Genomic DNA, 21,930 nt, shown 5'->3' with positions numbered 1-21,930 from the left:
TCAGCAATCGCCTTCGCCGCCGCCTTCATCTTCTGGCTCAATCAATGAGTCCTGATCCTAGTTAGCAGGACTGAATGGCGGAGAGGGTGGGATTCGAACCCACGGTACCCGTGAGGGCACAACGGTTTTCGAGACCGTCCCAATCGACCACTCTGGCACCTCTCCGCAGGTGGCGTACCGATGTCGGCGCGCGGTCGAAGGCGGGCATATAGGCGAAGCTTTCGGGATTGCAAAGCCGGGTTTTGCACCCGTGCGCCCTACACGCGCGGCCCGGCGTTCCTATATGGGCCTTGTGAGGTCCACGAGGTCATGTTCGAGTTTCGCCCGATGATCGAAAAATGGTTCAACAGGTTTCGCGAGCCCGAGGAGGCCGAGGTGACGGTGCGCCCGTTGACGGAGGGGGCGCCGGCGGCGCCCGGCATGCCGCTGGCGAATTTCGGGCTGGGCGACGTGGTGCGCCACCGGCTGTTTCCGTTCCGCGGCGTGATCTTCGACGTCGATCCCGTGTTCGCGAATACCGAGGAATGGTGGGAGGCGATCCCGGAGCATGTCCGGCCGCACAAGGACCAGCCCTTCTACCACCTGCTCGCCGAGAATGAGGAAAGCGCCTACCTCGCCTATGTCAGCCAGCAGAATCTGCTGCCCGACGACAGCGGGCTGCCGGTCGGCCATCCGGCGGTGGCGGAGCTGTTCGACCAGGGCGCTGACGGCCGCTATGTGCTGAAGAACGGCCACGCCAACTAAACACGGCTGAAAAGAAAAGGGGCCGGGCGACGCGCTGTCGCCCGGCCCCTTTCTTTCGTGTCGCGCGTGCTAGAAGCGGAAGCTCGCGCGGGCGTAGACGAAGCGGCCGTTGAAACCGTACGGCGAGAAGGCCGAGTAGGTGGCCACATAGTTGGTCGCCGGATAGGCGCGGGCCGCCCCGTTCGCGGGGTCGGTGCCGAGCCCGGTCGGGATCTTCGTCGGGTAGATGTCGAAGACGTTGTTTGACCCGATCGCCAGCTGAAGCGCCTCCGACACGTCGGCGCGCAGCTCGAGGTCGGTGATCCACTTCGGCTCGATCTCGACGTCGAGGAACGGGTCTGCACCCGCCGCCAGCACCTTGCCGTAGCGGTTGGTGCGCGCCGTCACGCCCAGCCAGTCCCAATCCCAGTCGAGACCGAGATTGATCTTGGTGCGCGGCTGGCCGTCGGTCAGGCGGATACGCTCCTGCCGGCCGAACAGCACGACGCCCGGCACGGTGGCCAGCGGCCCCGGCGCCGCGAGCACGCGCTCCAGCTTCGTCTTGTTGTAGTTGAAGCCGGCGGTGGCGCCGAGCTGGCCCATGTCGCCCATGTCGAACTTGTAGGTGGCGACCGCGTCGAGGCCGCGGGTGCGGGTGTCGACGCCGTTGACGAAGAAGCGCGCCGCGTTCGTCGCCGTGAAGCCCGCCGCATCGAGGATCTGGCCGATGCGAAGGCCCGGGTTGGCGGCGCCCGCCGCACGGTTCGCCGTCAGGTTCTCGGTGACGACGATGCGGTCGTCGATCGACACCTGATAGACGTCGACGGTCAGGTTGAAGCGCGGCACCGCGGTGACGACGAAGCCCGCCGAATAGGCGATCGAGGTTTCGGCATCGAGCGGCGTCGCGCCGAGCGCGATGGCGATCGGGTTGTCGACCGGCAGCGTCACCGTTTCCAGCAGGATGCCGCCGACGTTGTTGGTCGCCGACGCCGCGAAGAATTGCTGCTGCAGCGACGGGGCGCGGAAGCCGGTCGAGACGGCGCCGCGCAGCGCGAAGCCCTCGGCCGGCTCGAAGCGCGCCGCGATCTTGCCGTTGAGGTCCGACCCGAAGTCCGAATAATCCTCATAGCGGCCCGCCACCTGCACGGTGAAGGCATCGGTGATCTCGGCATCGAGCTCGGCATAGGCCGAGATGTTGTCGCGATCGCGCTTCTGGTCGACGCGCTGGCCGCCGATGACCGGCGCGAAGCCCGGGAAGCCCTGCGCGCCCGACGCGCCGCCCGCGGTGCCGCCGGCATAGCTGGCGACTTCGCCCGGACGGATGCGGAAGGTCTCGCGGCGATATTCGAGGCCGCCGGCGACGGTGAGCGTCTGCGCGAAGCCGACCGCCACTTCCTTCGACAGGTCGAGGTTGGCGAGCGTCTGGCTGTAGCGCAGGCCGCCGGAATCGAAGCCGGTCTTCGACGCGGCGCCGAACGAGCGGTTGAGCGTGTTCGAGATGAAGAAGTCGAACGCGTTGTGCGCATAGCCGCCCGACAGGTCGTACTTGATGCCGCCGCCGAGCTCGCCGCGGATACCGCCGGTGACGGCCTTGTCCTCGAGCTCGGTATTGATCAGCGGCAGGAAGCCGTTCGGGTGGATCGCCTGCACGTTGCGGGCGTCGTTGGCGAGGCGGACGAAGGCGCCGCTGGTGCCGTCGCGCCAGCCGTAGCTGCCGAACGCATACAGCTCGGCCGATTCGCCGACCGGCAGCGCGCTGTTGACGAACAGCTTCATGTCGTCGGTCTTGGCGTCGCCATAGCGGTGGCTGAGGCGGTCGAAGCTGAACTCGCGCGCATCGACGTTGCCGCCGATGCGGTCATACTGGCGGCGCGGGTCGTAGCCGGTGCGGTTGGTCGGGTCGCGGTCCTGGAACTCGGCCGAAACGGTGACATGGCCCTCGGCGCCGAGCGGCAGGCCGACGATGCCGGCGACGGTCAAGGTCTGGCCGTCGGAGACCTTGCGATCCTTGCCGGTGGTGTTGGTGACGAAGATGTCGCCGTTGCCGTTGCGGTTCGCGTCGGGCGCCAGCACGGGCTGGCCGGCGGCGTTGACCGCCAGACCGGTGAACGCCTCGATGCCGTCGACGCGGCTCTCATACTGGCCGTAGGTCGCGGTGAAGCGGCCGCCCTCGCGGATTTCCGACAGCTGGAAGTTGAGCACGCCGGCGATGGCGTCCGAGCCATACTGGGCGGCGGCGCCGTCGCGCAGCACCTCGACGCGGCCGAGCGCGATCGACGGGATCAGGTTGATGTCGACGGCGGCCGAGCCGCGCCCAACCGAGCCGTTGATGTTGAGGAGGGCGGTGGTGTGGCGGCGCTTGCCGTTGATCAGCACCAGCGTCTGGTCGGGGTTGAGGCCGCGCAGGGTCGCCGGGCGGACGACGTCGGTGCCGTCGGTGATCGACGGCTGCGGGAAGTTGAAGCTCGGCACCAGCTGGTTGAGCACGCGATTCGTCTCGGTGAAGCCGGTGTTCTGAAGCGCCTCGGGCGTCAGCACGTCGATCGGAACCGGGCTGTCGGCGATGGTGCGGCCGACGGCGCGGGTGCCGGTGACGACGATGGTCTCCGCCTCGTCTGCGACGGCGGCGGTGTCCTGCGCCTGTGCGGCGGTCGCGACGAACGCGAAGCCGGCGAGGAGCGAAGCCTTTGTAATCTTTCGCATGTGTGTCCCCACTTAACGTTATGCTTGTTCGGGGAATAAGATGCCTGCGCACGCCGCCGTGCAATGCGGCCATTGCGTCGGCGCAACAGCTTTCCGCGCAATGTTGCTAAATGGTTACAGTGGGCGGCGGGCTACCGACTCGGTTGACATCGCAGGGCGCCTCCCATAGGTACGCCGCTCCCGCACGGTCGGCGCGTCGTAGGCGCCTGTTCGTCCGTGTCCGTTGATATTTATGACTAGGGTTTCAGCCATGTTCGCAGTGGTGCGCACGGGCGGCAAGCAGTACCGCATCGCCGCCGACCAGAAGATCATCGTCGACCGCCTTCCGGGCGAAGCCGGCGACACCGTCACGCTCGGCGACGTGCTGCTGATGGGCGAGGGCAGCGACCTCAAGGCCGCCGCCGGCCAAGTCGTCACCGCCGAGATCGTCGCGCAGACGAAGGGTGACAAGGTCATCATCTTCAAGAAGAAGCGCCGCCACAACTACCGCCGCAAGAACGGCCATCGTCAGGACCACACCGTCCTGAAGATCGTCGCCATCGGCGGCGAGGCGCCGAAGAAGGCTCCCGCGAAGAAGGCCGAGCCGAAGGCGGAAGCCGCGCCGGCCGTCGAGGCCGCTCCGGCTGCCGAAGCGCCGAAGAAGGCTGCTGCGCCGAAGAAGGCCGCCGCGCCGAAGGCCGAGGCTGCTGCCCCGGCTGCCGAGAAGAAGACCGCAAAGCCGAAGGCCGCCGCCAACAAGGCTGCCAAGCCGGCCGCCGAGTAAAGAGGAGCACGCACCATGGCACATAAGAAAGCAGGCGGCTCGTCGCGCAACGGTCGTGATTCGGCCGGTCGTCGTCTCGGCGTGAAGAAGTTCGGCGGCCAGGAAGTGGTCGGCGGCAACATCATTATCCGCCAGCGCGGTACCCGCGTTTACCCGGGCCGCAACGTCGGCATCGGCAAGGATCACACGCTGTTCGCGCTGACCGACGGCCGCGTCGTTTTCCACGACGGCAAGCTCGGCCGGAAATATGTCAGCGTCGATATGCTTGCGGTAGCGGCCGAATAGGCTTGGCGACGCCTCGAGGTCGCCGGAGAAGGCGACCTCGCTGAAGTGTAAAAGTACACGGAGAGGGGGATGGGTCGCCATCTCCCTCTCTTTTTGTCTCCTCTCCGGCTGTCGCGTCATGTGCGTGCAACGGCCGCCGTCCATGGACGGCGCGCGACTGGGAGACGTCACGATGTTCATCCGTACCCGCCGCCTGTTCCTGCGCCCGGCCTGGATCGAGGACGCGCGCGCCCTGTGTGGGGCGATCGCCGCGTGGGACATCGTCAAGAATCTCGCCAGCGCGCCCTGGCCCTACGGCATGGCGGAGGCGGAGAGCTTCCTTGCCATGCGCATGGCAAGGCCCGCCGGCCCGCAGTTCGTCATCTTCGAACGCACCGAAGCCGAGGCGCGGCTGGTCGGCACCATCGGCCTCGACCGGCGCGACGACGCCGACGAGCATGAGCTCGGCTACTGGATCGCGCGCGAGGCCTGGGGTCGCGGCTATGCGACCGAGGCGGGGCAGGCGATCCTGCGGCTCGCTTTCGACGGCCTGCGGCTGCCCGCGGTCGAGGCCGGGCATTTCATCGACAATCCGGCATCGGGCGCGGTGCTCAGGAAGCTCGGTTTCCGGGCGACCGGCGAGGTGCGCGGCACCTATTCGAAGGCCCGCGACGCCATCGCCCCGTCGGCGCGCTATGTGCTCGACCGCGAAAACTGGTGCGACCGACCGGCGCTCTGCCTCGCCGCCTGACCTTCGGAACCACCACCGTCTGGCCGCGTCATGGGGAGGGGTGATATCGCCCCTCCCTCTGGCGCCGCTCCCGGCTTTCGCGCAGAAGCACCGTCATGCAGTTCCTCGACCAAGCAAAGATCCACCTGAAGTCCGGCTGGGGCGGCGATGGCGCCGTCTCCTTCCGGCGTGAGAAGTATATCGAATATGGCGGCCCCGACGGCGGTACCGGCGGCAAGGGCGGCGACATCATTTTCGAGGCGATCGAGGGGCTGAACACGCTCATCGACTTTCGCTACCAGCAGCATTTCCGCGCCGATCGCGGTACCCACGGCATGGGCCGCGACCGCACCGGCGCCGGTGGCGACGATCTCGTCATCAAGGTGCCGGTCGGCACGCAGATCCTTGCCGATGATGATGATCGCACCCTGCTCGCCGACCTGACGCAGGCCGGCGAGCGCATCATCTTCCTTCGCGGTGGCGACGGCGGCATGGGCAATGCGTCGTACAAGAGCTCCACCAACCGGGCGCCGCGCCAGTATCAGAACGGCTTTCCCGGCGAGGAGATGTCGGTGTGGCTGCGGCTGAAGCTGCTTGCCGACGCCGGCCTCGTCGGCCTGCCCAACGCCGGCAAATCGACCTTCCTCAACGCCGTCACCAACGCCCGCGCCAAGGTCGGCGACTATCCGTTCACGACGCTGAAGCCGCAATTGGGCGTCGTCAGCCACAAGGGCCGCGAGTTCGTGCTCGCCGATATCCCCGGCCTCATCGAGGGCGCGGCGGAAGGCGCCGGTATCGGCGACCGCTTCCTCGGCCATATCGAGCGCTGCCGCATCCTCCTTCACCTCGTCGATGCGACCGAGGAGGATCCCGTCGAGGCCTATGAAATCGTCCGTGGCGAGCTCGATGCCTATGGCGCCGGGCTGGAGGACAAGGATGAGATCATCGCGCTCAACAAGATCGACGCGATGGACGCCAAGACGCTGACCAAGCTGGTGAAGAAGCTGGAGAAGGTCAGCGGCGCCAGCGTCTACCGCCTGTCGGGGGCGACGGGTGACGGCGTCGATGAGGTTCTCGATCGCCTGATCGAGGCGGTCGGGCGGCTGAAGCCCGACGAGGGGGAACCGGCGTGGAGCCCCGTGTAGCGCGCTTCGCCCCCGCTGCCTGCTCCCGCCTCGTCGTCAAGATCGGCTCCGCGCTGCTCGTCGACGGCGACGGCAAGGTGCGGCGCGACTGGCTGGCGGGCGTGCTCGACGACCTCGTCGAGCGCCACCGCGCCGGGCAGGGCATCGTCATCGTCTCCTCGGGCGCGATCGCACTCGGCGCGCGGCGGCTGGGGCTGCCGAAGGGCGGCCGCGCCAGCCTCGAGGATGCGCAGGCGGCCGCCGCCACCGGCCAGATTGCCTTGAGCCAGGTCTATGCCGAGCTGCTGCACGAACGCGGGCTGACCGCCGCGCAGATGCTGGTGACCTTGGATGACCTTGAGGACCGCCGCCGCTTCCTCAACGCCAGCGCAACGCTCGAACGGCTGCTGTCCTTGGGCGTCGTGCCCGTCCTCAACGAGAATGACAGCGTCGCCACCGCCGAAATCCGCTTCGGCGACAACGACCGGCTGGCGGCGCGCGTCGCGCAGGCGGCGGGCGCGGGCGGCGTGCTGCTGCTCTCCGACGTCGACGGCCTCTACACCGCCAACCCGGCGAGCGACCCGAACGCGACCTTCATCGAGACCGTCGAGAAGCTCGACGCCCGCATCGAGGCGATGGCCGATGCACGCAGCGCCTCGGGCCTCGGCTCGGGCGGTATGGTGGCGAAGCTGCAGGCGGCGAAGATCGCCAATGCCGCCGGCGCGCATCTTGCCATCCTGTCGGGCAAGGTCGATCACCCGCTGGCGCGCTTCGCCGAGACCGGCCGCGGCACCGTGTTCGTCGCCAGCGGCGGCGCGCGCGCCAAGAAGGCATGGCTCGCCGGGCGGCTGACCGCCAAGGGGCGGCTGTCCATCGATGCCGGCGCGGCGAAAGCCTTGCGCGACGGCCGGAGCCTCCTCGCCGCCGGCGTCACCGCCGTCGCAGGCCGCTTCGAGCGCGGCGACGTCATCGAGGTCTGGACCGACGATGGCGCGGTGGCCCGCGGTCTTGCCGCCTACAGTAATGACGAAGCCGCCCGCCTCGCCGGCACCCGCAACGACGCGCAGGAGGTGATCCTCGGCTACGCGCCCCGCTCGGCGATGATCCACCGCGACCATCTGGTGCTGCTGTGACCGACGCCGTCGCCCTGATCGCCGAGATGGGCCGGGCGGCGCGCGAAGCCGCTGCCATCCTCGCCGCAACACCCACCGAGACGAAGGCCGCAGCCCTGCGCGCCGCCGCCAGCGCGATGCGTGCCAGCGCCGACACCATCCTCGCCGCCAACGCCACCGACATGGCGCGCGGGGCGGAGAATGGCCTGTCGCCGGCGATGCTCGACCGGCTGAAGCTCGATGCCGGCCGCCTCGACGGCATCGCCTCTGCGCTCGAAGCGGTGGCAGGGCTCCCCGACCCGGTCGGTGAGAGCCTCAAGAACTGGACCCAGCCCAACGGCCTGCGCTTCGAGCGCGTCCGCGTGCCCTTGGGCGTCGTCGGCATCATCTACGAGAGCCGGCCCAACGTGACGGCCGATGCCGGCGCCCTCTGCCTGATGGCCGGCAACGCCTGCATCCTGCGCGGCGGCTCCGAAGCGATCGAGAGCAGCCGCGCCATCCACGCCGCGCTCGTCGAGGGCCTGCGCGCCGCCGGCCTGCCCGAAGCCGCCATCCAGCTCGTTCCGACCCCCGACCGCGCCGCTGTCGGCGCGATGCTGACCGCCAGCGGCCTTATCGACATCATCATCCCGCGCGGCGGCAAGAGCCTCGTCGCGCGCGTGCAGGATGAGGCGCGCGTGCCGGTGCTCGCCCACCTCGACGGTATCAATCATGTCTATATCGACAAGGCCGCCGACCCGGCGAAGGCGCAGGCCATCGCGGTCAACGCCAAGCTGCGCCGCACCGGCGTCTGCGGGGCGATGGAGACCCTGCTGATCGATCGCGCCGCGCCCGAGACGCTGGCGAAGGACATCGTCGCCGCCCTGCTCGACGCCGGTTGCGAGGTGCGCACCACGCCCGACCTCCTCCCGCTCGACCCGCGCCTGCTGATGGCCGACACCGAGGATTGGGACACCGAATATCTCGACGCCATCCTGTCGGTCGCCCGCGTCGACGGCGTGGAGGGCGCGATGGCGCACATCGCCGCGCACGGTTCGCACCACACCGATGCCATCGTCACCGAGGACGAGGCCGCCGCCGAGCGCTTCCTGCGCGGCGTCGACAGCGCGATCGTACTGCACAACGCCTCGACGCAATTCGCCGACGGCGGCGAGTTCGGCTTCGGCGCGGAGATCGGCATCTCGACCGGCCGCCTCCACGCCCGCGGCCCCGTCGCCCTCGAAGGGCTCACCACCTACAAGACCTTGGTGCGCGGCAGCGGACAGGTCCGGCCCGGCTGACGCGCATGACGACCGATAGCTTCCGAACGCACAGCCTCGTGCTCGGCATGATCGTGGCGAGCACCGCGCTCGGCCTGATCGGCACCGATCTCGTGTTGCCGGCCGTCCCGTCGCTGCCCGAGGCGCTGGGCGGTGACGCGGCGGCAGCGCAACTGGTGCTCGCCGCCTATGTCGGCGGCACCGCCATCGGCCTGCTCATCTACGGTGCCCTCGGCGACCGCTTCGGCACCCGCGCGCTGCTCGTCGGCTCGCTGCTGCTGACCGGCGTCGTCTCGCTCGCCTGCGCCGCCGCGTCGGACATCTGGACGCTGATCTCGCTGCGGGCCTTGCAAGGGGCGGTTGCCTCCGGCCCGGCGGTGTTCGCGCCCGGTATCGTCAAGGCGATGTTCGGCGAGGCGCGCGCCGTCCGGGCGCTCGGCCTGCTCGGCAGCATCGAATCGCTTGCCCCCGCGCTCGCGCCCATCCTCGGCGCCTGGCTGCTGACGCTCGGCGGCTGGCGGCTGTCGTTCGAACTGATCGGCGCCATCGCGCTGCTTCTCGCCGCGGCCTTCGCGCTGCACCGCCGCCTGCCGCAGGCCACGCGCCGTCCGCAGGGCAGCTACCGCGCGCTGCTCGGCGATCCCGTCTACCTGCGCTACTGCCTCAGCCACGCGCTGACGCTCGGCGGCCTGCTGATCTTCGTGTTTGGCGCACCCGCCGTGTTCGTGCGCGCGCTCGGCGCCGACCTATCTGCGTTCATCGCCATGCAGGTGACCGGCATCGCCACCTTCATCATCGCTGCCAATGTCGCCAGCAGCCTCGCGACGCGCTTCGGGCCGGAGCGGATGATCACCATCGGCACTTTCACCTGCTTCGTCAGCGGCACCGCGATTCTCGCCTATGCGCTCTCCGGTGGCACCAACACCTGGGTGATCACCGCGCTGTTCGTGCCGATGAACACCGGCCTTGGCTTGCGCGGCCCGCCGGGCTTCTTCCGTGCGGTCGTCGCGGCACATGGCGACGACGCGCGCGGCGCGGCGCTGGTTATCCTCGGCATCGTCGGCGTCACCGCGCTCGGCACCGCCACCGTCGCGCCGTTCATCGAGCAGGGCCTCGTGCCGCTGGCGCTCGCCTGCGCGGTCGCCGAACTCGGCGCCTTCGCCTGCCTCGCGCTGCCGCGATTGGTCGAACGACCTCGCTGACTCGACGAACGACGCTGCCCCGCCGCGCCCCGCGCGCTACTTTCCCGACATCAAGGGGAGGGGACTATGCGAAACATCATCATCGGCGCCGCGCTGCTCGCGACGGCTGCGTTGGCCGGCGCACAGGACGCGCCACGGCCGACACCGCAGCAATTGTTCGCCCAGGCCCGCGAGGCGCGGCTCGCCGGCGACTATCCCGGCTATCTGCGCGCCGTCGAGGCGCTGAAGGCAATGATGCCCTGGTCGCCCGGCGTCACCTTCAATCTGACGCGCGCGCAGGCGCTGACCGGCCAGCACGCTGCCGCCGTTGCCAATCTGAACGCGCTCGCCGACGCCGGCTGGGGCTTCGACGCCGCCGGTGACGAGGTGCTCGCCCCGCCGATGCAGGGCAAGCCCGGTTTCGCCGAGGCTGCCGCCCGCCTCGCCGCCAACCGCACGCCGCACGGCACCGTCACCCCTAGCGCCAAGGTCGCGCTCGCCGGCAAGCAGCCCGAAGGCGTCGCCGCCACCGCCGACGGGACGCTGTATGTCGGCGCGTTGCAGGACGGCATTCACCGCCTCGACGCGGGCGGCCTCAAGCGCCTCTACACCCCCGCCGCCGGCTTCGGTGTCGTCGGCCTGCGCGTCGACGCGCCCCGCAACGAGCTGATCGCCTGCCTCAGCGACCAGAAGGCGGGCAAGGGCCGCCTCGTCCGCCTCGCGCTGCCCGATCTCGCACCGCGCACGTCGGTCGATTTCCCCGCCGAGAACGTCTTTTGCAATGACAGCGCCGTGCTGCCCGACGGCCGCGTCGCCGTCACCGATTCGACCGGCGGCCGGCTGTGGATCGCCACCCGCGACCGCCTCGCCGAAGTTAAGACCTCGACCGGCCTCATCTACCCCAACGGCATCGCGTACGGCGGCAATCGCCTCTACGTCGCCCACGCCCCCGGCCTGCTCGTCGTCGATCCCGCCACCGGCGCGGCGACCGAGCTGAAGGACGATAAGGGCAATTCCATCATCGGCATCGACGGCCTGATCTGGCACGATGGCGCGCTGCTCGCGGTGCAGAATGGCACCCAGCCGATCCGCATCCTCCGCCTGACCCCTGCCGCCACGTCGCTCCGTGCCGAGGTGCTCGCCAGCGGTCATTCCGTCTTCGCCGGCGCCACCACCGCCGCGGTCGCGGGCGGCAAGCTGCAAATCATCACCCAGACCGGCATCCCCGACGGCAGCAAGCCCGACGATCCGATGCTGGTCGAAGTGCCGCTCGCCCGCTAGGGCTATCCCGCGGCGCCGCACGGGGCGCGGTTGGGAGAGCCTTGTCGCGTGACTCGTATCGGCCTGCTCGGCGGGTCCTTCAATCCGGCGCATGACGGCCACCGCCACATCAGCCTGGAGGCGATGCGGCGGCTGGGCCTCGACGAGATCTGGTGGCTGGTCAGCCCGCAGAACCCGCTGAAGGCCGCCGACGGCATGGCCTCGCTCGAGGCGCGCCTCGCCTCGGCGCGCACCGTGGCGCGGCACCCGCGCATCCGGCCGATGTCGATCGAGGCGAAGCTCGGCACCGTCTACACCGTCGATACCGTTGCGGCGCTCGCCCGGCGCTACCCCGACAAGCGCTTCATCTGGGTGATGGGCGCCGACAATCTCGTCCAGTTCCACCGCTGGCGCGCCTGGCGGAGGCTGGCGCGCGCCGTGCCGATTGCGGTGATGGCCCGCCCGCATTACATTGGCGACGCGCTTTTCGCTCCGGCGATGGCGTGGCTTCGGCGGTTCCGCCACCGGAGCGCGGACGCGAAGCACTGGACGAGGTGGGAGCTGCCGGCGATCGTTTTCCTGAACATCAGATTGTCGCCACAGTCAGCCACCGCGATCCGGAAACGCGATCCGCGCTGGGCGGAACGGCTGAAGACGGCCCGATGAAAGGATAAGACGCTTGCCAGCCCCCAAGGCCGCCCCCACGGGCGCCGCTCCGACTGCCGACGATGCCGAGGTCACCCAGCTCCATGAGCTGATACTCCGCTCGCTCGAGGACGATCAGGCGGTCGAGGTCACCACCATTCCGCTGAAGGGCAAGTCGGCGATCGCCGATCACATGGTGATCGCTTCCGGCCGCTCGACCCGCCAGGTCGCGTCGATGGCCGAGAAGATCGCCCGCCGCGTCAAGGAAGAGCTGCACCGCAGCGTCAAGATCGAGGGACTGCCGACCGCCGACTGGGTGCTGATCGACGCGCAGGACGTGATCGTCCACCTGTTCCGGCCGGAAGTGCGCAGCTTCTACAATCTCGAAAAGATGTGGGCGTTCGACGGCGACGGCGCGCCGACGCGCCCCGGCGCCGCCGACTAGCCGCTCGCGGCGGGGCGTGCGCCTCCACATCGTCGCGCGCGGCCGCATCGGGCGCAGCCCCGAGGCGGAACTCGTCGACCGCTATCTGAAACGCATCGCCTGGCCGACCTTGGTTACCGAGCTGCCCGACAGCGGCCCGGCGAAGCTTCCTGACCCACTGACCCCCGGCGTCACCATCGTTCTCGACGAACGTGGCAAGGCGCTGCCCTCGCGCGATCTGGCGGCGAAGCTGGAGCGGTGGCGCGACGACGGCATGCGCGAGGCGCGCTTCCTGATCGGCGCGGCGGACGGCCATGACGAGGCGACGCGCGGCCGGGCCGACCTGCTGCTGAGCTTCGGCGCCGCCACCTGGCCGCACATGCTGGCGCGCGCGATGCTGGCGGAGCAGCTCTACCGGGCGACGGCGATCCTCGCTAATCATCCCTATCACCGGGAGGGGTGATGAACGTGCGGCGATTGGGCATCGCGGCTTTGTTGCTTGCGGCGCTGGCCGGCGCCGCGCCCGCCGACCTGCGCGACAGCCAGGCCCGCCTCGACGCCACCGAGGCCGAGGCGCGCGCCACCCGCACCGCCATCGATCTGATCACCGCGCGCATCGAGCGCAACGAAGGCGCCGCCGCCGAGCTTCAGCAGCGCATCCTCTACCTCGACGAGGTGCGGCGCGGTCAGCTAACGACGCTCGCCGGTCGGCAGGATGAGGTGATGCGCCTCCTCGCCGCGCTGCAGACGCTGTCGCGCCGCCCGCCAGCCCTACTGCTCGCCCAGCCGCAGGGTGCGGTCGACGCCGCGCGCGTCAGCCTGCTGCTCGAAACCATGACGCCGCAGCTCCGCCTGCGCACCCGCGCGCTGCGCCAACAAATCGAGCGTGCCGCCGAAACGCGCCGCCGCCTCGCCACCGAGCGCGCGAAGCTCGGCACGGTGCAGGCGGCGCTCGCCGCCGATATCCGCCGGCTGCAGGGCGAGGGCACGGCGCTCGCGGCGCGCGCGCAGACCCTGCGCGAGCTGGTCGACGGCCTCACCCGCCATACCGAGCGCGTGCTGCCGCAGCTCGATCTGTTGCGCCCGGTCGAAGGTAGCCTCGTCAGCCGTTTCGGCGCGCCCAATGCGGTCGGCGTGCCGTCGCAGGGCCTGTCGTGGCGCACCGCGCCCAATGCGCTGGTGATGGCCCCTGCCGACGGTCGGGTCGCCTTCACCGGGCCGTTCGGCACCTACGGCCGCATCGTCATCCTCGAACATGACGGCGGCGTGCTGTCCTTGCTGTCGGGCATGGGCGGCGCGCGCGTGACTGCGGGGCAGCGGGTGCGCGGCGGCGGCATCGTCGGGCTGATGGGGACGCGCGAACCGACGCTCTATCTCGAGGTCCGCGCCGCCGGAACGCCGGTCGACCCGCAGCGTTGGCTCCGAAGAACTTCAGGCGGTTAAGCCGTCATCAATCGATGCCTGGCTACGCTTGGTCGAGATTGTCGCAGTCACCCTCGCAGAACATGCGAAGCGTGCTATGTTGGGTGGATACGAGGAAAGGGATTTTGCTTTCATGTCGTCGCGTCGTCCCACCAAGATCGCCGTCGGTGCCGCCATCATCGGTATGGCCGCCGGTTACGCCACCTCGACCCTGACCGCGTCCTCGCCCGCGATCGCCCAGTCGGCGAACAGTGCGGAGACCTACCGCCAGCTCGACCAGCTGATGGACGTGTTCGAGCGGGTGCGCGCGGAATATGTCGACAAGGTCGACGACAAGACGCTGCTGGAAGGCGCCGTCAACGGCATGCTCGCCAGCCTCGACCCGCATTCGAGCTTCCTCAATGCCCGCGATTTCGAGCAGATGCGCTCGACGACCGACGGCGAATATGGCGGCCTCGGCCTCACCGTGACAATGGACGACGGCGCCGTGAAGGTGGTCGCCCCCACCGACGACACGCCCGCCGCCCGCGCCGGCATGAAGGCCAACGACTATATCACCCACATCGATGGCGAGCTGATCTTCGGCGTCACGTTGAACGAGGCGGTCGACAAGATGCGCGGCCTGCCCGGCACCCCGGTGAAGATCACCGTGGTGCGCGAAGGCACGCCGAAGCCGTTCGACCTGACGCTTAAGCGCGAGATCGTGCAGCTGAAGCCGGTCAAGTACGAGGCGAAGGGCAATATCGGCCTCATCCGCATCTCGACCTTCAACAAGCAGACCGGCGAAGCCACCCGCGGCGCCATCGCCGCCTTGCAGAAGCAGATCGGCCCCAATCTCACCGGCTATGTCGTCGATCTGCGCTCGAACCCGGGTGGTCTCCTCGACCAGTCGATCGAGGTGGCCGACGCTTTCCTCGAACAGGGCGAGATCGTCTCGCAGCGCGGCCGTCGCAAGGGGGATATCCAGCGCTACTATGCCCGCGCCGGCGACCTCACCAATGGCAAGCCGATCATCGTGCTCGTCGACGAAGGCTCGGCCTCGGCCGCCGAGATCGTCGCCGGGGCGCTGCAGGATCACCGCCGCGCGGTCGTCCTCGGTCAGCAGAGCTTCGGCAAGGGCTCGGTGCAGACGCTCATCCCGTTGTCGGCGGATAGCGCGCTGCGCCTGACGACGGCGCGCTACTTCACGCCGTCGGGCCGCTCGGTGCAGGAATCGGGCATCGAGCCCGATCTCGCCGTGCCGCAGCTCACCGATGAGGATTACGCCAGCCGTCCGCGCGTCCGCGAGGCCGATCTGCGCCGCCACCTCATTAACGAGGCGAAGACCGCGACGGACAAGGATATCGAGCGCGATACCAAGCCCGATCCCCGCTTCACCTTGACGGCAGCCGAGCTGAAGAAGCAGGGCGTCGAGGATTATCAGCTCGATTACGCGCTGAAGACGCTCAACCGCATGGGCGGGCGTCTCACCACCGCGAGCCTGACCAACAAGAAGTAAGCCGGACGGCGAGGGGGCGAATGGACGAGACGAGCGGCCCGCTGCTGCGCCTGACCGGGCGCCAATGGACCGGCCTCGTCCTGCTGTTCGCCCTCCTCGCCATCGGCTTCACCTGGCTGCTGCGGCCGCTCGTGGCGCCGGCGGCGCTTGCCGAGCCGGAACCGATGGTCGCTGTCGCCGAGCCGATGGAGGCGCCGGCCGCCGTCGCCGCTGACCCCGAGCCCGCCGTTGCCGTCGCGGAAGCGCCGCTGCCGCCCGCGACGCCGGTGCCCTTCGCACCCGACTTCACCGGCCCGCGCATCGCCATCCTGCTCACCGACGTCGGCGACGACCCCGCGCAGGCGCGCGCCGCCATCGCCGCATTGCCCGCCGCCGTCGGCCTCGCCTTCACGCCCTATCCCGATGTCCGCACCCTGGCCCGCGCCGCCAAGGCCGACGGGCATGAGGTGATCGCCGGCCTGCCGATGCAGCCCAAATCCTGGCCGCGCGTCAGCCCCGGCGCCAACACGCTCACCGTCGATGCCGACGGGCCGGAGAATGTCCGCCGCCTCGACTGGGCGCTGGCGCGCGTCGAGGGCGCCAGCGGCGTCACCGGCATCATGGGATCGGCCTTCACCGAGAGCGAGACGGCACTGCGCCCGGTGCTCGCCGAGGTCGGCAAGCGCAATCTCGCTTATATCGACGCGCGCGCCTCGGGCCGCAGCGCCGGCGTCGCCACCGCGCGCGACGCGGGGGTGCGCGCCGCCGCCAACAACCGCTTCCTAGACGAGAGCGGCTCGATCGCCGCCAACCTGGCGCAGCTCGAGGCGCAGGCCAAACGCGAGGGCAGCGCCATCGGTTACGCCCGCCCGCTGCCCGCGACCATCGCCGCGCTGGAGAAATGGGCGCCGACCTTGGAGGCCAAGGGCATGCTGCTGGTGCCCCCGGGCTCGCTCGCCAAATAGCCGGTTTTGCGTTCCGCGCAGACCGCCGGTAAGCGGCTATCCATGCCGCGCATCATCACCAGCCATTCCAACGAGACGATCAAGCGCATCCGCTCGCTGCGCGAGAAGAAATTCCGCCAGCGCGAGGGACTGTTCCTCGCCGAAGGCATGCGCATCGTCGCCGAAGCCGTTGAGGCCGGCGCGGTGCCGCAGATGCTGGTCTATGCCGAGGACGCGCGCGGCCATCCGCTGCTGGCGAAGCTGGTCGCCCAGTGCGAGGCGGCGGGCGGCGACGTCATCGAAACCAGCCGCGATATCCTCCACAAGATCACCGAGAAGGACAACCCGCAGGCGCTGGTCGGCGTCTTCCCGGTCGAGGCGCTGGCGCTCGACTCGATCGACCGCGCGGCGAGCTTCGTGTGGATCGTCTGCCAGTCGCTGAAGGACCCCGGCAACCTCGGCACCATCCTGCGCACCGCCGACGCAGTCGGTGCCGGCGGCGTCATCCTGCTCGACCAGTCCTGCGACCCCTTCTCGGTCGAGGCGGTGCGCGCGTCGATGGGCGCGCTGTTCACCCAGCGCGTGGTGCAAAGCGACGGCGCCGCCTTCTTCGAGTGGCTGCGGCAGGGCCCCGGCATGCTGGTCGGCGCCAGCCTCAACACCGATCACGATTATCAGGCGGTCAGCTACGACGCGCCGACCTTCCTGTTCATGGGCAACGAGCAATCGGGCCTGCCGCCCGACTATGAAGCCGCTTGCGACGTGCTGGTGAAGATCCCGATGGCGGGCAAGGCCGACAGCCTCAACGTCGCCGTCTCCTGCGCGGTCCTGCTCTACGAAGTCTTCAACCAGCGCCGTCGCGCATAGAGCTACTCGGCGGCTTCACTCGTCGATGTAATGAGCGCCGCCGATACGGGGGCGGTTGGCAACTGCTCGACCGCTTTCAGATCGGGAAGCGTGTCCAGCCCGGTGGTCGCACCGAGTTGCTCGAAGCGTCCGGCCCGGAGCATCACGCGCGAATCGAACTGCGTCACGAACTTGTTGAAGTGGGTCACCGCGCCTTCGAGCGCGCGCTGAACGTTCAGGATGTTGCCCCCCATGATCCGCAGCGAATCGTAAAGGTCGCGGCCGAGCTTGGCGATTTCGGCCGCCTGTTTCGCCAGCCGCGCCTGATCGCGCATGGCAGCAACGGTGCGCGCGACGGCGATCAGGTTGATCGGCCCCGCTAGAACGAGGCGCTTCGCCATGAAATCGTTCATCAGCGTGCGATCCTGCTCGATCGCTGCGGCGAGGAAATTCTCGCCGGGAACGAAAAGGACGACAAAGTCGACAGCCCCATCGACGGACTTTTCGTAAGCCTTGCTGGCGAGGCCGTTGGCATGGCTCCGCACGGCCGCCGCATGCGCTTTCAGGTGGCGCGCGCGTTCCTCCTCATTGTCCGATTCCGCCGCCGACACGAATGCGTCCACCGAGCATTTAACGTCGATGACCAGCTTGCGATCACCTGGTAGCGAGAGCGTGAAATCCGGCCGCTGACGGCCGCTCTCACCATCGACCGATGTCTGGGCGGTGAAGTCGACACCGTCCACGAGCCCGGCCAACTCCAGCACGTTACGGCACTGCTCTTCACCCCAACGACCTGCAGCCTTGCCGGAGGAGCGCAGGGCCGTCGCGAGGCGCATGGTTTCGCCGCTGACGCGCTCCTGCCCTTTGGACACCTGATCCAGAAGCTGCACGAGCTTGCCGTAGCTTTCGGTGCGCGCGAGTTCGACCTCCTGAAGGCGGGTCTCATATTTGCCGAGCGTATCGCGCATCGGCCCGATCAGCTCCGCGATGTCCTTGGTGCTTTTCTCGAGCCCCGCATCCGCCTTGGCGCGATGCGTCTCGAAATTCTGGTTGGCGAGATCGATGAACTGCTGCTGGCTCTTGCGCAGCGTCTCGCCGGCAAGCTGCTCGAACTGCTGCCGAAGATCGTCGCCGGTTTTGACGAGTTGCGACCGCTGCTCTTCAAATGCGCGGTCACGCTCCTCCGAGCGCGCCTTCAGGTCGGTAAGTTCATCGGCCTTGCTGCGCAGCTTTTCGTTTTCTTCTTCAAGTGGGGCGAGCCGCTCCGCGCGCGCCTCTGCCGCGCCCAATCGGCCCGCGGCACGCCCCCACACCGCCCAGCCGACGGCCAGCGCGATGATGAACCCGGCGACGAACAACAGCCCCTCAAGCACGCCTTATCCTTTGCGAACGGATCGTGAACCCGCAGGCTAATGCAAAGGGGAGGGTGATGGCCAGTCCCCTTGCGATCAGCCGGGTGTCGCCGCACCTTGCGACCCAGCAGATTCCTGGGGAGGATGGCATGGATTTCGAGATCGTCGCGGAAGGGCTCGCGTTTCCGGAAGGCCCGGTGTGGATGCTCGACGGGTCGGTGATCGTCGTCGAGATCGCCGCGGGCCGCATCACCCGTGCCCATCCCGACGGGCGCAAGGAGACCGTCGCCGAGCCCGGCGGCGGCCCCAACGGCCTCGCCATCGGCCCCGACGGCGCGCTCTACGTCTGCAACAACGGCGGCTTTTCCTGGTCGGGGCAGGAGCAGGGCATGCTCATCCCCGGCGGCGCCGGCGATGACTACACGACGGGGCGCATCGAGCGCATCGACCTTGCCACCGGCAAGGTTGAGCGGCTGTACGACAAGTGCGACGGCGTCCGCCTGTCCGGCCCCAACGACATCGTGTTCGATGACAAGGGCGGCTTCTGGTTCACCGACCTCGGCAAGCATCGCAACCATGCGCATGAGGCGGGCGGGCTGTTCTACGCCAAGCCCGATGGCTCCAGCATCCGCTGCGCCGTCTCCGGCCCCAACATGAACGGCGTCGGCCTCTCGCCCGATGGTCGCACCGTCTACACCGCGCTCACCAACGAGCGGCTGCTGCTCGCCTTCGACATCATTAGTGAGGGCGAGGTGGCCCCGTCGCCGCTGCCGGCGCTGCCCGGCCGCGTCGTCACCAGCTTCCCCGGCCGCGTCCTGCTCGACAGCCTCGCCGTCGCCGCCGACGGCACCGTCTGCGTCGCGACGCTCGTCGAGGCGCCGGGCATCGCGCAGGTGAACCCCACGACGGGCGCCTACGACATCGTCGGCTTCCCCGACCTTCTCACCACCAACATCGCATTCGGCGGCGCCGATCTGCAGGACGCCTGGGTCTGCCTGTCGACGACCGGCAAGCTGGCGAAGTGCCGGTGGGACCGCCCGGGGCTGAAACTCGCTCACTACGCCTGATCTTTCGACCAACCACATGGGACCGCCCGGCTGCCCGCCGTAGAAGCGCGCAAACGGAGGTCCGATGCGTACTATCTCTTTCGCTGTCCTATCCTTGGGAGTCGCCGCGGTTGTTGCGGCGCAGGCGCCCATACCCGCTGCTGAACGCCGCGCCGTCGTCGAGACGCTCGCCGAGCGGCTGCACGAGGATTTCGTCTTCCCCGACATCGGCGACCGCTACGCCGCGCTGCTCCGCAAGAAGCTCGCCGCCGGCGCCTATGACGACATCGCCGATCCCAAGGCCTTTGCCGAACGGCTGACCGCCGACCTCCAGGCCGAGTATAAGGAGGGCCACCTTCGCGTCGCGCCGCCGGGCCAGTCGCTGCTCGCGCCGCGCTCGCCGACCGCCGCCGGCGCCGCGCCCCGCGGCGTCGAGGACGCCCGCTGGATCGCCGACGGCGTCGCCTACATCCGCTTCAACATGTTCCCCGGCGACCCGGCCAACGTCGACCGCGTCCGCCATTTCATGGAGACCCACGCCACCGCGCGCACGCTGATCATCGACGCGCGCCCGCACCGCGGCGGGGGCCTGCAGGAAATGAACGTGATGCTGCCCTATCTCTACGCGCGCCCGACGCCGCTCGTTCAGATGGACACGCGCGCCGCCGTCGCTGCCGCCGGCCGCGCGCCGACCGCCACCGGCCCGATGCTACGCGCGGTCGCCGCGCCGCCGACCATCGTTCGCCGCGAGCATCATGTGGTGCCGGGCAAGGCGACGCCGCTGCGCACCGCGCGCGTGTTCTACCTGACCTCGAAGCGCACCGCCTCGGCCGCCGAGCATCTCGCGCTGGCGCTAAAGCGCACCCGCCGCGCCACCTTGATCGGCGAGACGACGCGCGGCGCCGGCCACTACGGCAGCTTCGCGGACTTGGGCGGCGGCTATTCGGCCTTCGTGCCGGTCGGCCGGACCTTCGACCCGGCGACCGGCAAGGGCTGGGAGGCGACCGGGGTCACCCCCGACGTCGCCGTTCCCGCCGACAAGGCGCTGGAGGAAGCGCTGAAGCGCGCGGCGGGTTAGACCGCCGCCAGCGCCTGCTCGAAGTCGGCGATCAGGTCGTCGGGATGCTCGACGCCGATCGAGACGCGGACGAGATTGTCGCCGATCCCGAGTTCGTCCTTGCGCTTCTGCGGCACCGACAGGTGCGTCATGCCCGCCGGGTGCGACGCGAGGCTCTCGGTGCCGCCGAGGCTGACCGCCAGCTTGATGAGCTTCAGATTGTCGAGCAGCCGGAACGCCTCCGCCTCGCCGCCCTTCACATACAGCGAGAAGGTCGAGCCGGCGCCCGAGCAGTGGCGGTTGTAGATGTCCGCCTGCCGCGAGCCGGGCTCGAGGAAGCCGAGATAGCCGACCGTCTCCACCTTCGGATGATTGCGCAGATAGTCGCAGACCGCCTTGGCGTTCTCGCCCGCGCGGCTCATGCGCAATTCCAGCGTCTCCAGTGATCGCAGCAGCATCCAGGCGGTGTGCGGGTCGGTGATGGTGCCGATGGTGTTGCGCATCATGCGGATCGGCAGGATCGACGCCTTGCTGCCCGTCACGCCGCCCGCCACGAGGTCGCTGTGCCCGCCGACGTACTTGGTCAGCGAATAGAGCACGAGGTCGGCGCCCTGCTTGCCCGGCTGCGCCCACAGCGGGCCGAGGAAGGTGTTGTCGATGATGATCTGCGGCAGGTGATCGCCGTCGCCGAGCACCGCGGCGCGCGCGGCATGCACCGCTTCGACGTCGACCAGCGCGTTGGTCGGGTTGGCCGGGCTTTCGAGGTAGATGGCGCCGACGCGACCCTTGGCCTTCGCCGCCTTCATCACCTCCTCGATTTCCGCCTGCGTCGCGCCGGCGGGGAAGTCGAGCCAGGTGATGCCGAACTTGCCGAGGATGCGGCCGATCAACGTCTCGGTCGCGGCATAGAGCGGCGCCGAATGGACGACGACGTCACCCGGCTGCAGCAGCGCGAGGAACACGGTGGCGATCGCCGACATGCCGCTCGAAAACACCAGCGCGTCCTCGACGTCTTCCCACAGCGCCAGCCGATCCTCGAGGATTTCCTGGTCGGGGCCGTTGAAGCGCGAATAGACGAGGCCCTCGGCACCGCCCGGGCGCACGCCGGTGATGCCCTCGAAGAAGCGCTTGCCGTGCGCCGCGCTCTCGAACACGAAAGTCGAGGTCAGGAAGATCGGCGGCTTCAGCGCGCCTTCCGACAGCGCCGGGTCATAGCCATAGCCCATCATCATCGTCGATGGGTGCAGCCTGCGCCCGCCGATCTCGGTGGACTGATGCTTCATGCGACGCGCCGGCGCGCCGGCCAGCTCGTTCTCGGTCTTGTCGGCGGACATGGAATACTTTCAGGTCAGGGGCCGGGCGTCTGACGCGCCCGCAATGGCCGATCCTTTAACCTAGTCGGCAGGCGCTGCCAAAGGCGGCTCCGACGGATGCAGGCGGTCGGCAATCGGGACCGCCACAGCGAGCGCGAGTACGAGAATGGCGAGCAGCTCGACCATCCTGCGTATGCCGGTGCGATGACGTTCCATGCGACATAGTGAAACGCCATCCGCGCAGCCCCGCCTAGGGGAGGCGCGACGAACACCCTCTGAACATCG

The 21,930-nt window shown here is 69.1% G+C and carries 22 protein-coding genes and 1 tRNA gene; 18 read left to right on the top strand and 5 right to left on the bottom strand.

The features are described from left to right. Positions 1–75 precede the first annotated feature (75 nt). Positions 76–165: transfer RNA gene (locus tag ACFOMD_RS08975), tRNA-Ser, on the bottom strand. 255 nt (positions 166–420) lie between these two features. On the opposite strand from ACFOMD_RS08975, the gene hspQ reads away from it, so the two are divergent. Further along, entirely contained in the window at positions 421–744 is a 324-nt protein-coding gene (gene hspQ / locus ACFOMD_RS08970; protein ID WP_380860099.1) for a heat shock protein HspQ, read from the top strand. Between the two features lie 69 nt (positions 745–813). On the opposite strand, the gene ACFOMD_RS08965 is transcribed toward hspQ, so the two are convergent. Continuing rightward, positions 814–3,426 carry a TonB-dependent receptor plug domain-containing protein gene (locus tag ACFOMD_RS08965; RefSeq protein WP_380860064.1) on the bottom strand — a complete coding sequence of 871 codons (2,613 nt, stop codon included), beginning with the start codon at positions 3,424–3,426 and terminating at the stop codon, positions 814–816. A gap of 250 nt (positions 3,427–3,676) precedes the next feature. On the opposite strand from ACFOMD_RS08965, the gene rplU reads away from it, so the two are divergent. From rplU to ACFOMD_RS08890, 15 genes are all read left to right on the top strand, one after another. Then, the gene (rplU, locus tag ACFOMD_RS08960; protein WP_380860061.1) at positions 3,677–4,189 is read left to right on the top strand and encodes a 50S ribosomal protein L21; all 513 of its coding nucleotides are present in this window, start codon (positions 3,677–3,679) and stop codon (positions 4,187–4,189) included. A gap of 15 nt (positions 4,190–4,204) precedes the next feature. Beyond that, complete coding sequence (rpmA, locus tag ACFOMD_RS08955) at positions 4,205–4,474, top strand: 50S ribosomal protein L27 (RefSeq protein WP_380860058.1); 270 nt, start codon at positions 4,205–4,207, stop codon at positions 4,472–4,474. 172 nt (positions 4,475–4,646) lie between these two features. Next, positions 4,647–5,204 carry a GNAT family N-acetyltransferase gene (locus tag ACFOMD_RS08950; RefSeq protein WP_380860055.1) on the top strand — a complete coding sequence of 186 codons (558 nt, stop codon included), beginning with the start codon at positions 4,647–4,649 and terminating at the stop codon, positions 5,202–5,204. A 95-nt stretch (positions 5,205–5,299) separates the two neighbouring features. Further along, positions 5,300–6,328, top strand: a complete 1,029-nt coding sequence (gene obgE, locus ACFOMD_RS08945) for a GTPase ObgE (protein ID WP_380860052.1) — start codon at positions 5,300–5,302, stop codon at positions 6,326–6,328. After that, the gene (proB, locus tag ACFOMD_RS08940; protein WP_380860050.1) at positions 6,313–7,440 is read left to right on the top strand and encodes a glutamate 5-kinase; all 1,128 of its coding nucleotides are present in this window, start codon (positions 6,313–6,315) and stop codon (positions 7,438–7,440) included. The genes obgE and proB overlap by 16 nt, the downstream gene beginning before the upstream one ends. Positions 7,441–7,466: 26 nt before the next feature. After that, the gene (locus ACFOMD_RS08935) at positions 7,467–8,699 is read left to right on the top strand and encodes a glutamate-5-semialdehyde dehydrogenase (protein WP_380860096.1); all 1,233 of its coding nucleotides are present in this window, start codon (positions 7,467–7,469) and stop codon (positions 8,697–8,699) included. A 5-nt stretch (positions 8,700–8,704) separates the two neighbouring features. Further along, on the top strand, positions 8,705–9,880 hold the full coding sequence (locus tag ACFOMD_RS08930; RefSeq protein ID WP_380860048.1) for an MFS transporter: 1,176 nt from the start codon (positions 8,705–8,707) through the stop codon (positions 9,878–9,880). A 66-nt stretch (positions 9,881–9,946) separates the two neighbouring features. Next, positions 9,947–11,140 carry an SMP-30/gluconolactonase/LRE family protein gene (locus tag ACFOMD_RS08925; RefSeq protein WP_380860045.1) on the top strand — a complete coding sequence of 398 codons (1,194 nt, stop codon included), beginning with the start codon at positions 9,947–9,949 and terminating at the stop codon, positions 11,138–11,140. Between the two features lie 48 nt (positions 11,141–11,188). Next, entirely contained in the window at positions 11,189–11,785 is a 597-nt protein-coding gene (locus ACFOMD_RS08920) for a nicotinate-nucleotide adenylyltransferase (RefSeq protein WP_380860042.1), read from the top strand. A 13-nt stretch (positions 11,786–11,798) separates the two neighbouring features. Beyond that, positions 11,799–12,209 (top strand): ribosome silencing factor, encoded by a 411-nt coding sequence (gene rsfS / locus ACFOMD_RS08915; RefSeq protein ID WP_380860039.1) that lies wholly within the window; start codon positions 11,799–11,801, stop codon positions 12,207–12,209. 16 nt (positions 12,210–12,225) lie between these two features. Continuing rightward, the gene (locus ACFOMD_RS08910; RefSeq protein ID WP_380860036.1) at positions 12,226–12,651 is read left to right on the top strand and encodes a 23S rRNA (pseudouridine(1915)-N(3))-methyltransferase RlmH; all 426 of its coding nucleotides are present in this window, start codon (positions 12,226–12,228) and stop codon (positions 12,649–12,651) included. Next, positions 12,651–13,631, top strand: coding sequence for a murein hydrolase activator EnvC family protein (locus tag ACFOMD_RS08905; RefSeq protein WP_380860033.1), 981 nt, complete (start codon positions 12,651–12,653; stop codon positions 13,629–13,631). The genes ACFOMD_RS08910 and ACFOMD_RS08905 overlap by 1 nt, the downstream gene beginning before the upstream one ends. Positions 13,632–13,743: 112 nt before the next feature. Next, the gene (locus ACFOMD_RS08900; protein ID WP_380860030.1) at positions 13,744–15,108 is read left to right on the top strand and encodes a S41 family peptidase; all 1,365 of its coding nucleotides are present in this window, start codon (positions 13,744–13,746) and stop codon (positions 15,106–15,108) included. 20 nt (positions 15,109–15,128) lie between these two features. Beyond that, positions 15,129–16,052, top strand: coding sequence for a divergent polysaccharide deacetylase family protein (locus tag ACFOMD_RS08895; protein ID WP_380860027.1), 924 nt, complete (start codon positions 15,129–15,131; stop codon positions 16,050–16,052). Between the two features lie 42 nt (positions 16,053–16,094). Further along, the gene (locus tag ACFOMD_RS08890; RefSeq protein WP_380860024.1) at positions 16,095–16,898 is read left to right on the top strand and encodes a TrmH family RNA methyltransferase; all 804 of its coding nucleotides are present in this window, start codon (positions 16,095–16,097) and stop codon (positions 16,896–16,898) included. Positions 16,899–16,900: 2 nt separating this feature from the next. Here the strand turns inward: ACFOMD_RS08890 and ACFOMD_RS08885 are convergent, their stop codons facing one another. After that, positions 16,901–18,250, bottom strand: coding sequence for a DNA recombination protein RmuC (locus ACFOMD_RS08885; RefSeq protein WP_380860021.1), 1,350 nt, complete (start codon positions 18,248–18,250; stop codon positions 16,901–16,903). 128 nt (positions 18,251–18,378) lie between these two features. Here ACFOMD_RS08885 and ACFOMD_RS08880 point away from each other — a divergent pair, with 128 nt between their 5' ends. Both ACFOMD_RS08880 and ACFOMD_RS08875 read left to right on the top strand, forming a co-directional pair. Further along, positions 18,379–19,296 carry an SMP-30/gluconolactonase/LRE family protein gene (locus ACFOMD_RS08880; protein ID WP_380860094.1) on the top strand — a complete coding sequence of 306 codons (918 nt, stop codon included), beginning with the start codon at positions 18,379–18,381 and terminating at the stop codon, positions 19,294–19,296. Between the two features lie 64 nt (positions 19,297–19,360). Continuing rightward, positions 19,361–20,353, top strand: coding sequence for a S41 family peptidase (locus ACFOMD_RS08875; RefSeq protein ID WP_380860018.1), 993 nt, complete (start codon positions 19,361–19,363; stop codon positions 20,351–20,353). Here ACFOMD_RS08875 and ACFOMD_RS08870 read toward each other — a convergent pair. After that, complete coding sequence (locus ACFOMD_RS08870; RefSeq protein WP_380860015.1) at positions 20,350–21,666, bottom strand: cystathionine gamma-synthase family protein; 1,317 nt, start codon at positions 21,664–21,666, stop codon at positions 20,350–20,352. The two genes, ACFOMD_RS08875 and ACFOMD_RS08870, sit on opposite strands and share 4 nt — an antisense overlap. A 60-nt stretch (positions 21,667–21,726) precedes the next feature. Then, on the bottom strand, positions 21,727–21,861 hold the full coding sequence (locus ACFOMD_RS08865) for a hypothetical protein (RefSeq protein WP_380860012.1): 135 nt from the start codon (positions 21,859–21,861) through the stop codon (positions 21,727–21,729). Positions 21,862–21,930 lie beyond the last annotated feature (69 nt).

This window comes from Sphingoaurantiacus capsulatus (assembly GCF_042648405.1).
Classification (GTDB): Bacteria; Pseudomonadota; Alphaproteobacteria; order Sphingomonadales; family Sphingomonadaceae; genus Sphingoaurantiacus; species Sphingoaurantiacus capsulatus.
Note: the sequence above shows the minus strand (reverse complement) of the source record. Positions and strands in the feature narration are given on the sequence as shown.

What these genes read in the sequence shown, in the direction of transcription:
- ACFOMD_RS08875 (WP_380860018.1), top strand. Translation starts at nt 19,361, where the DNA reads ATGCGTACTATCTCTTTCGCTGTCCTATCCTTGGGAGTCGCCGCGGTT.
- ACFOMD_RS08870 (WP_380860015.1), bottom strand. Translation starts at nt 21,666, where the DNA reads ATGTCCGCCGACAAGACCGAGAACGAGCTGGCCGGCGCGCCGGCGCGT.
- ACFOMD_RS08950 (WP_380860055.1), top strand. Translation starts at nt 4,647, where the DNA reads ATGTTCATCCGTACCCGCCGCCTGTTCCTGCGCCCGGCCTGGATCGAG.
- ACFOMD_RS08930 (WP_380860048.1), top strand. Translation starts at nt 8,705, where the DNA reads ATGACGACCGATAGCTTCCGAACGCACAGCCTCGTGCTCGGCATGATC.
- hspQ (WP_380860099.1), top strand. Translation starts at nt 421, where the DNA reads ATGCCGCTGGCGAATTTCGGGCTGGGCGACGTGGTGCGCCACCGGCTG.
- ACFOMD_RS08905 (WP_380860033.1), top strand. Translation starts at nt 12,651, where the DNA reads ATGAACGTGCGGCGATTGGGCATCGCGGCTTTGTTGCTTGCGGCGCTG.
- obgE (WP_380860052.1), top strand. Translation starts at nt 5,300, where the DNA reads ATGCAGTTCCTCGACCAAGCAAAGATCCACCTGAAGTCCGGCTGGGGC.
- rplU (WP_380860061.1), top strand. Translation starts at nt 3,677, where the DNA reads ATGTTCGCAGTGGTGCGCACGGGCGGCAAGCAGTACCGCATCGCCGCC.
- ACFOMD_RS08925 (WP_380860045.1), top strand. Translation starts at nt 9,947, where the DNA reads ATGCGAAACATCATCATCGGCGCCGCGCTGCTCGCGACGGCTGCGTTG.
- rpmA (WP_380860058.1), top strand. Translation starts at nt 4,205, where the DNA reads ATGGCACATAAGAAAGCAGGCGGCTCGTCGCGCAACGGTCGTGATTCG.
- ACFOMD_RS08865 (WP_380860012.1), bottom strand. Translation starts at nt 21,861, where the DNA reads ATGGAACGTCATCGCACCGGCATACGCAGGATGGTCGAGCTGCTCGCC.
- ACFOMD_RS08880 (WP_380860094.1), top strand. Translation starts at nt 18,379, where the DNA reads ATGGATTTCGAGATCGTCGCGGAAGGGCTCGCGTTTCCGGAAGGCCCG.
- ACFOMD_RS08890 (WP_380860024.1), top strand. Translation starts at nt 16,095, where the DNA reads ATGCCGCGCATCATCACCAGCCATTCCAACGAGACGATCAAGCGCATC.
- ACFOMD_RS08900 (WP_380860030.1), top strand. Translation starts at nt 13,744, where the DNA reads ATGTCGTCGCGTCGTCCCACCAAGATCGCCGTCGGTGCCGCCATCATC.
- ACFOMD_RS08965 (WP_380860064.1), bottom strand. Translation starts at nt 3,426, where the DNA reads ATGCGAAAGATTACAAAGGCTTCGCTCCTCGCCGGCTTCGCGTTCGTC.
- ACFOMD_RS08935 (WP_380860096.1), top strand. Translation starts at nt 7,467, where the DNA reads ATGGGCCGGGCGGCGCGCGAAGCCGCTGCCATCCTCGCCGCAACACCC.
- ACFOMD_RS08895 (WP_380860027.1), top strand. Translation starts at nt 15,129, where the DNA reads ATGGACGAGACGAGCGGCCCGCTGCTGCGCCTGACCGGGCGCCAATGG.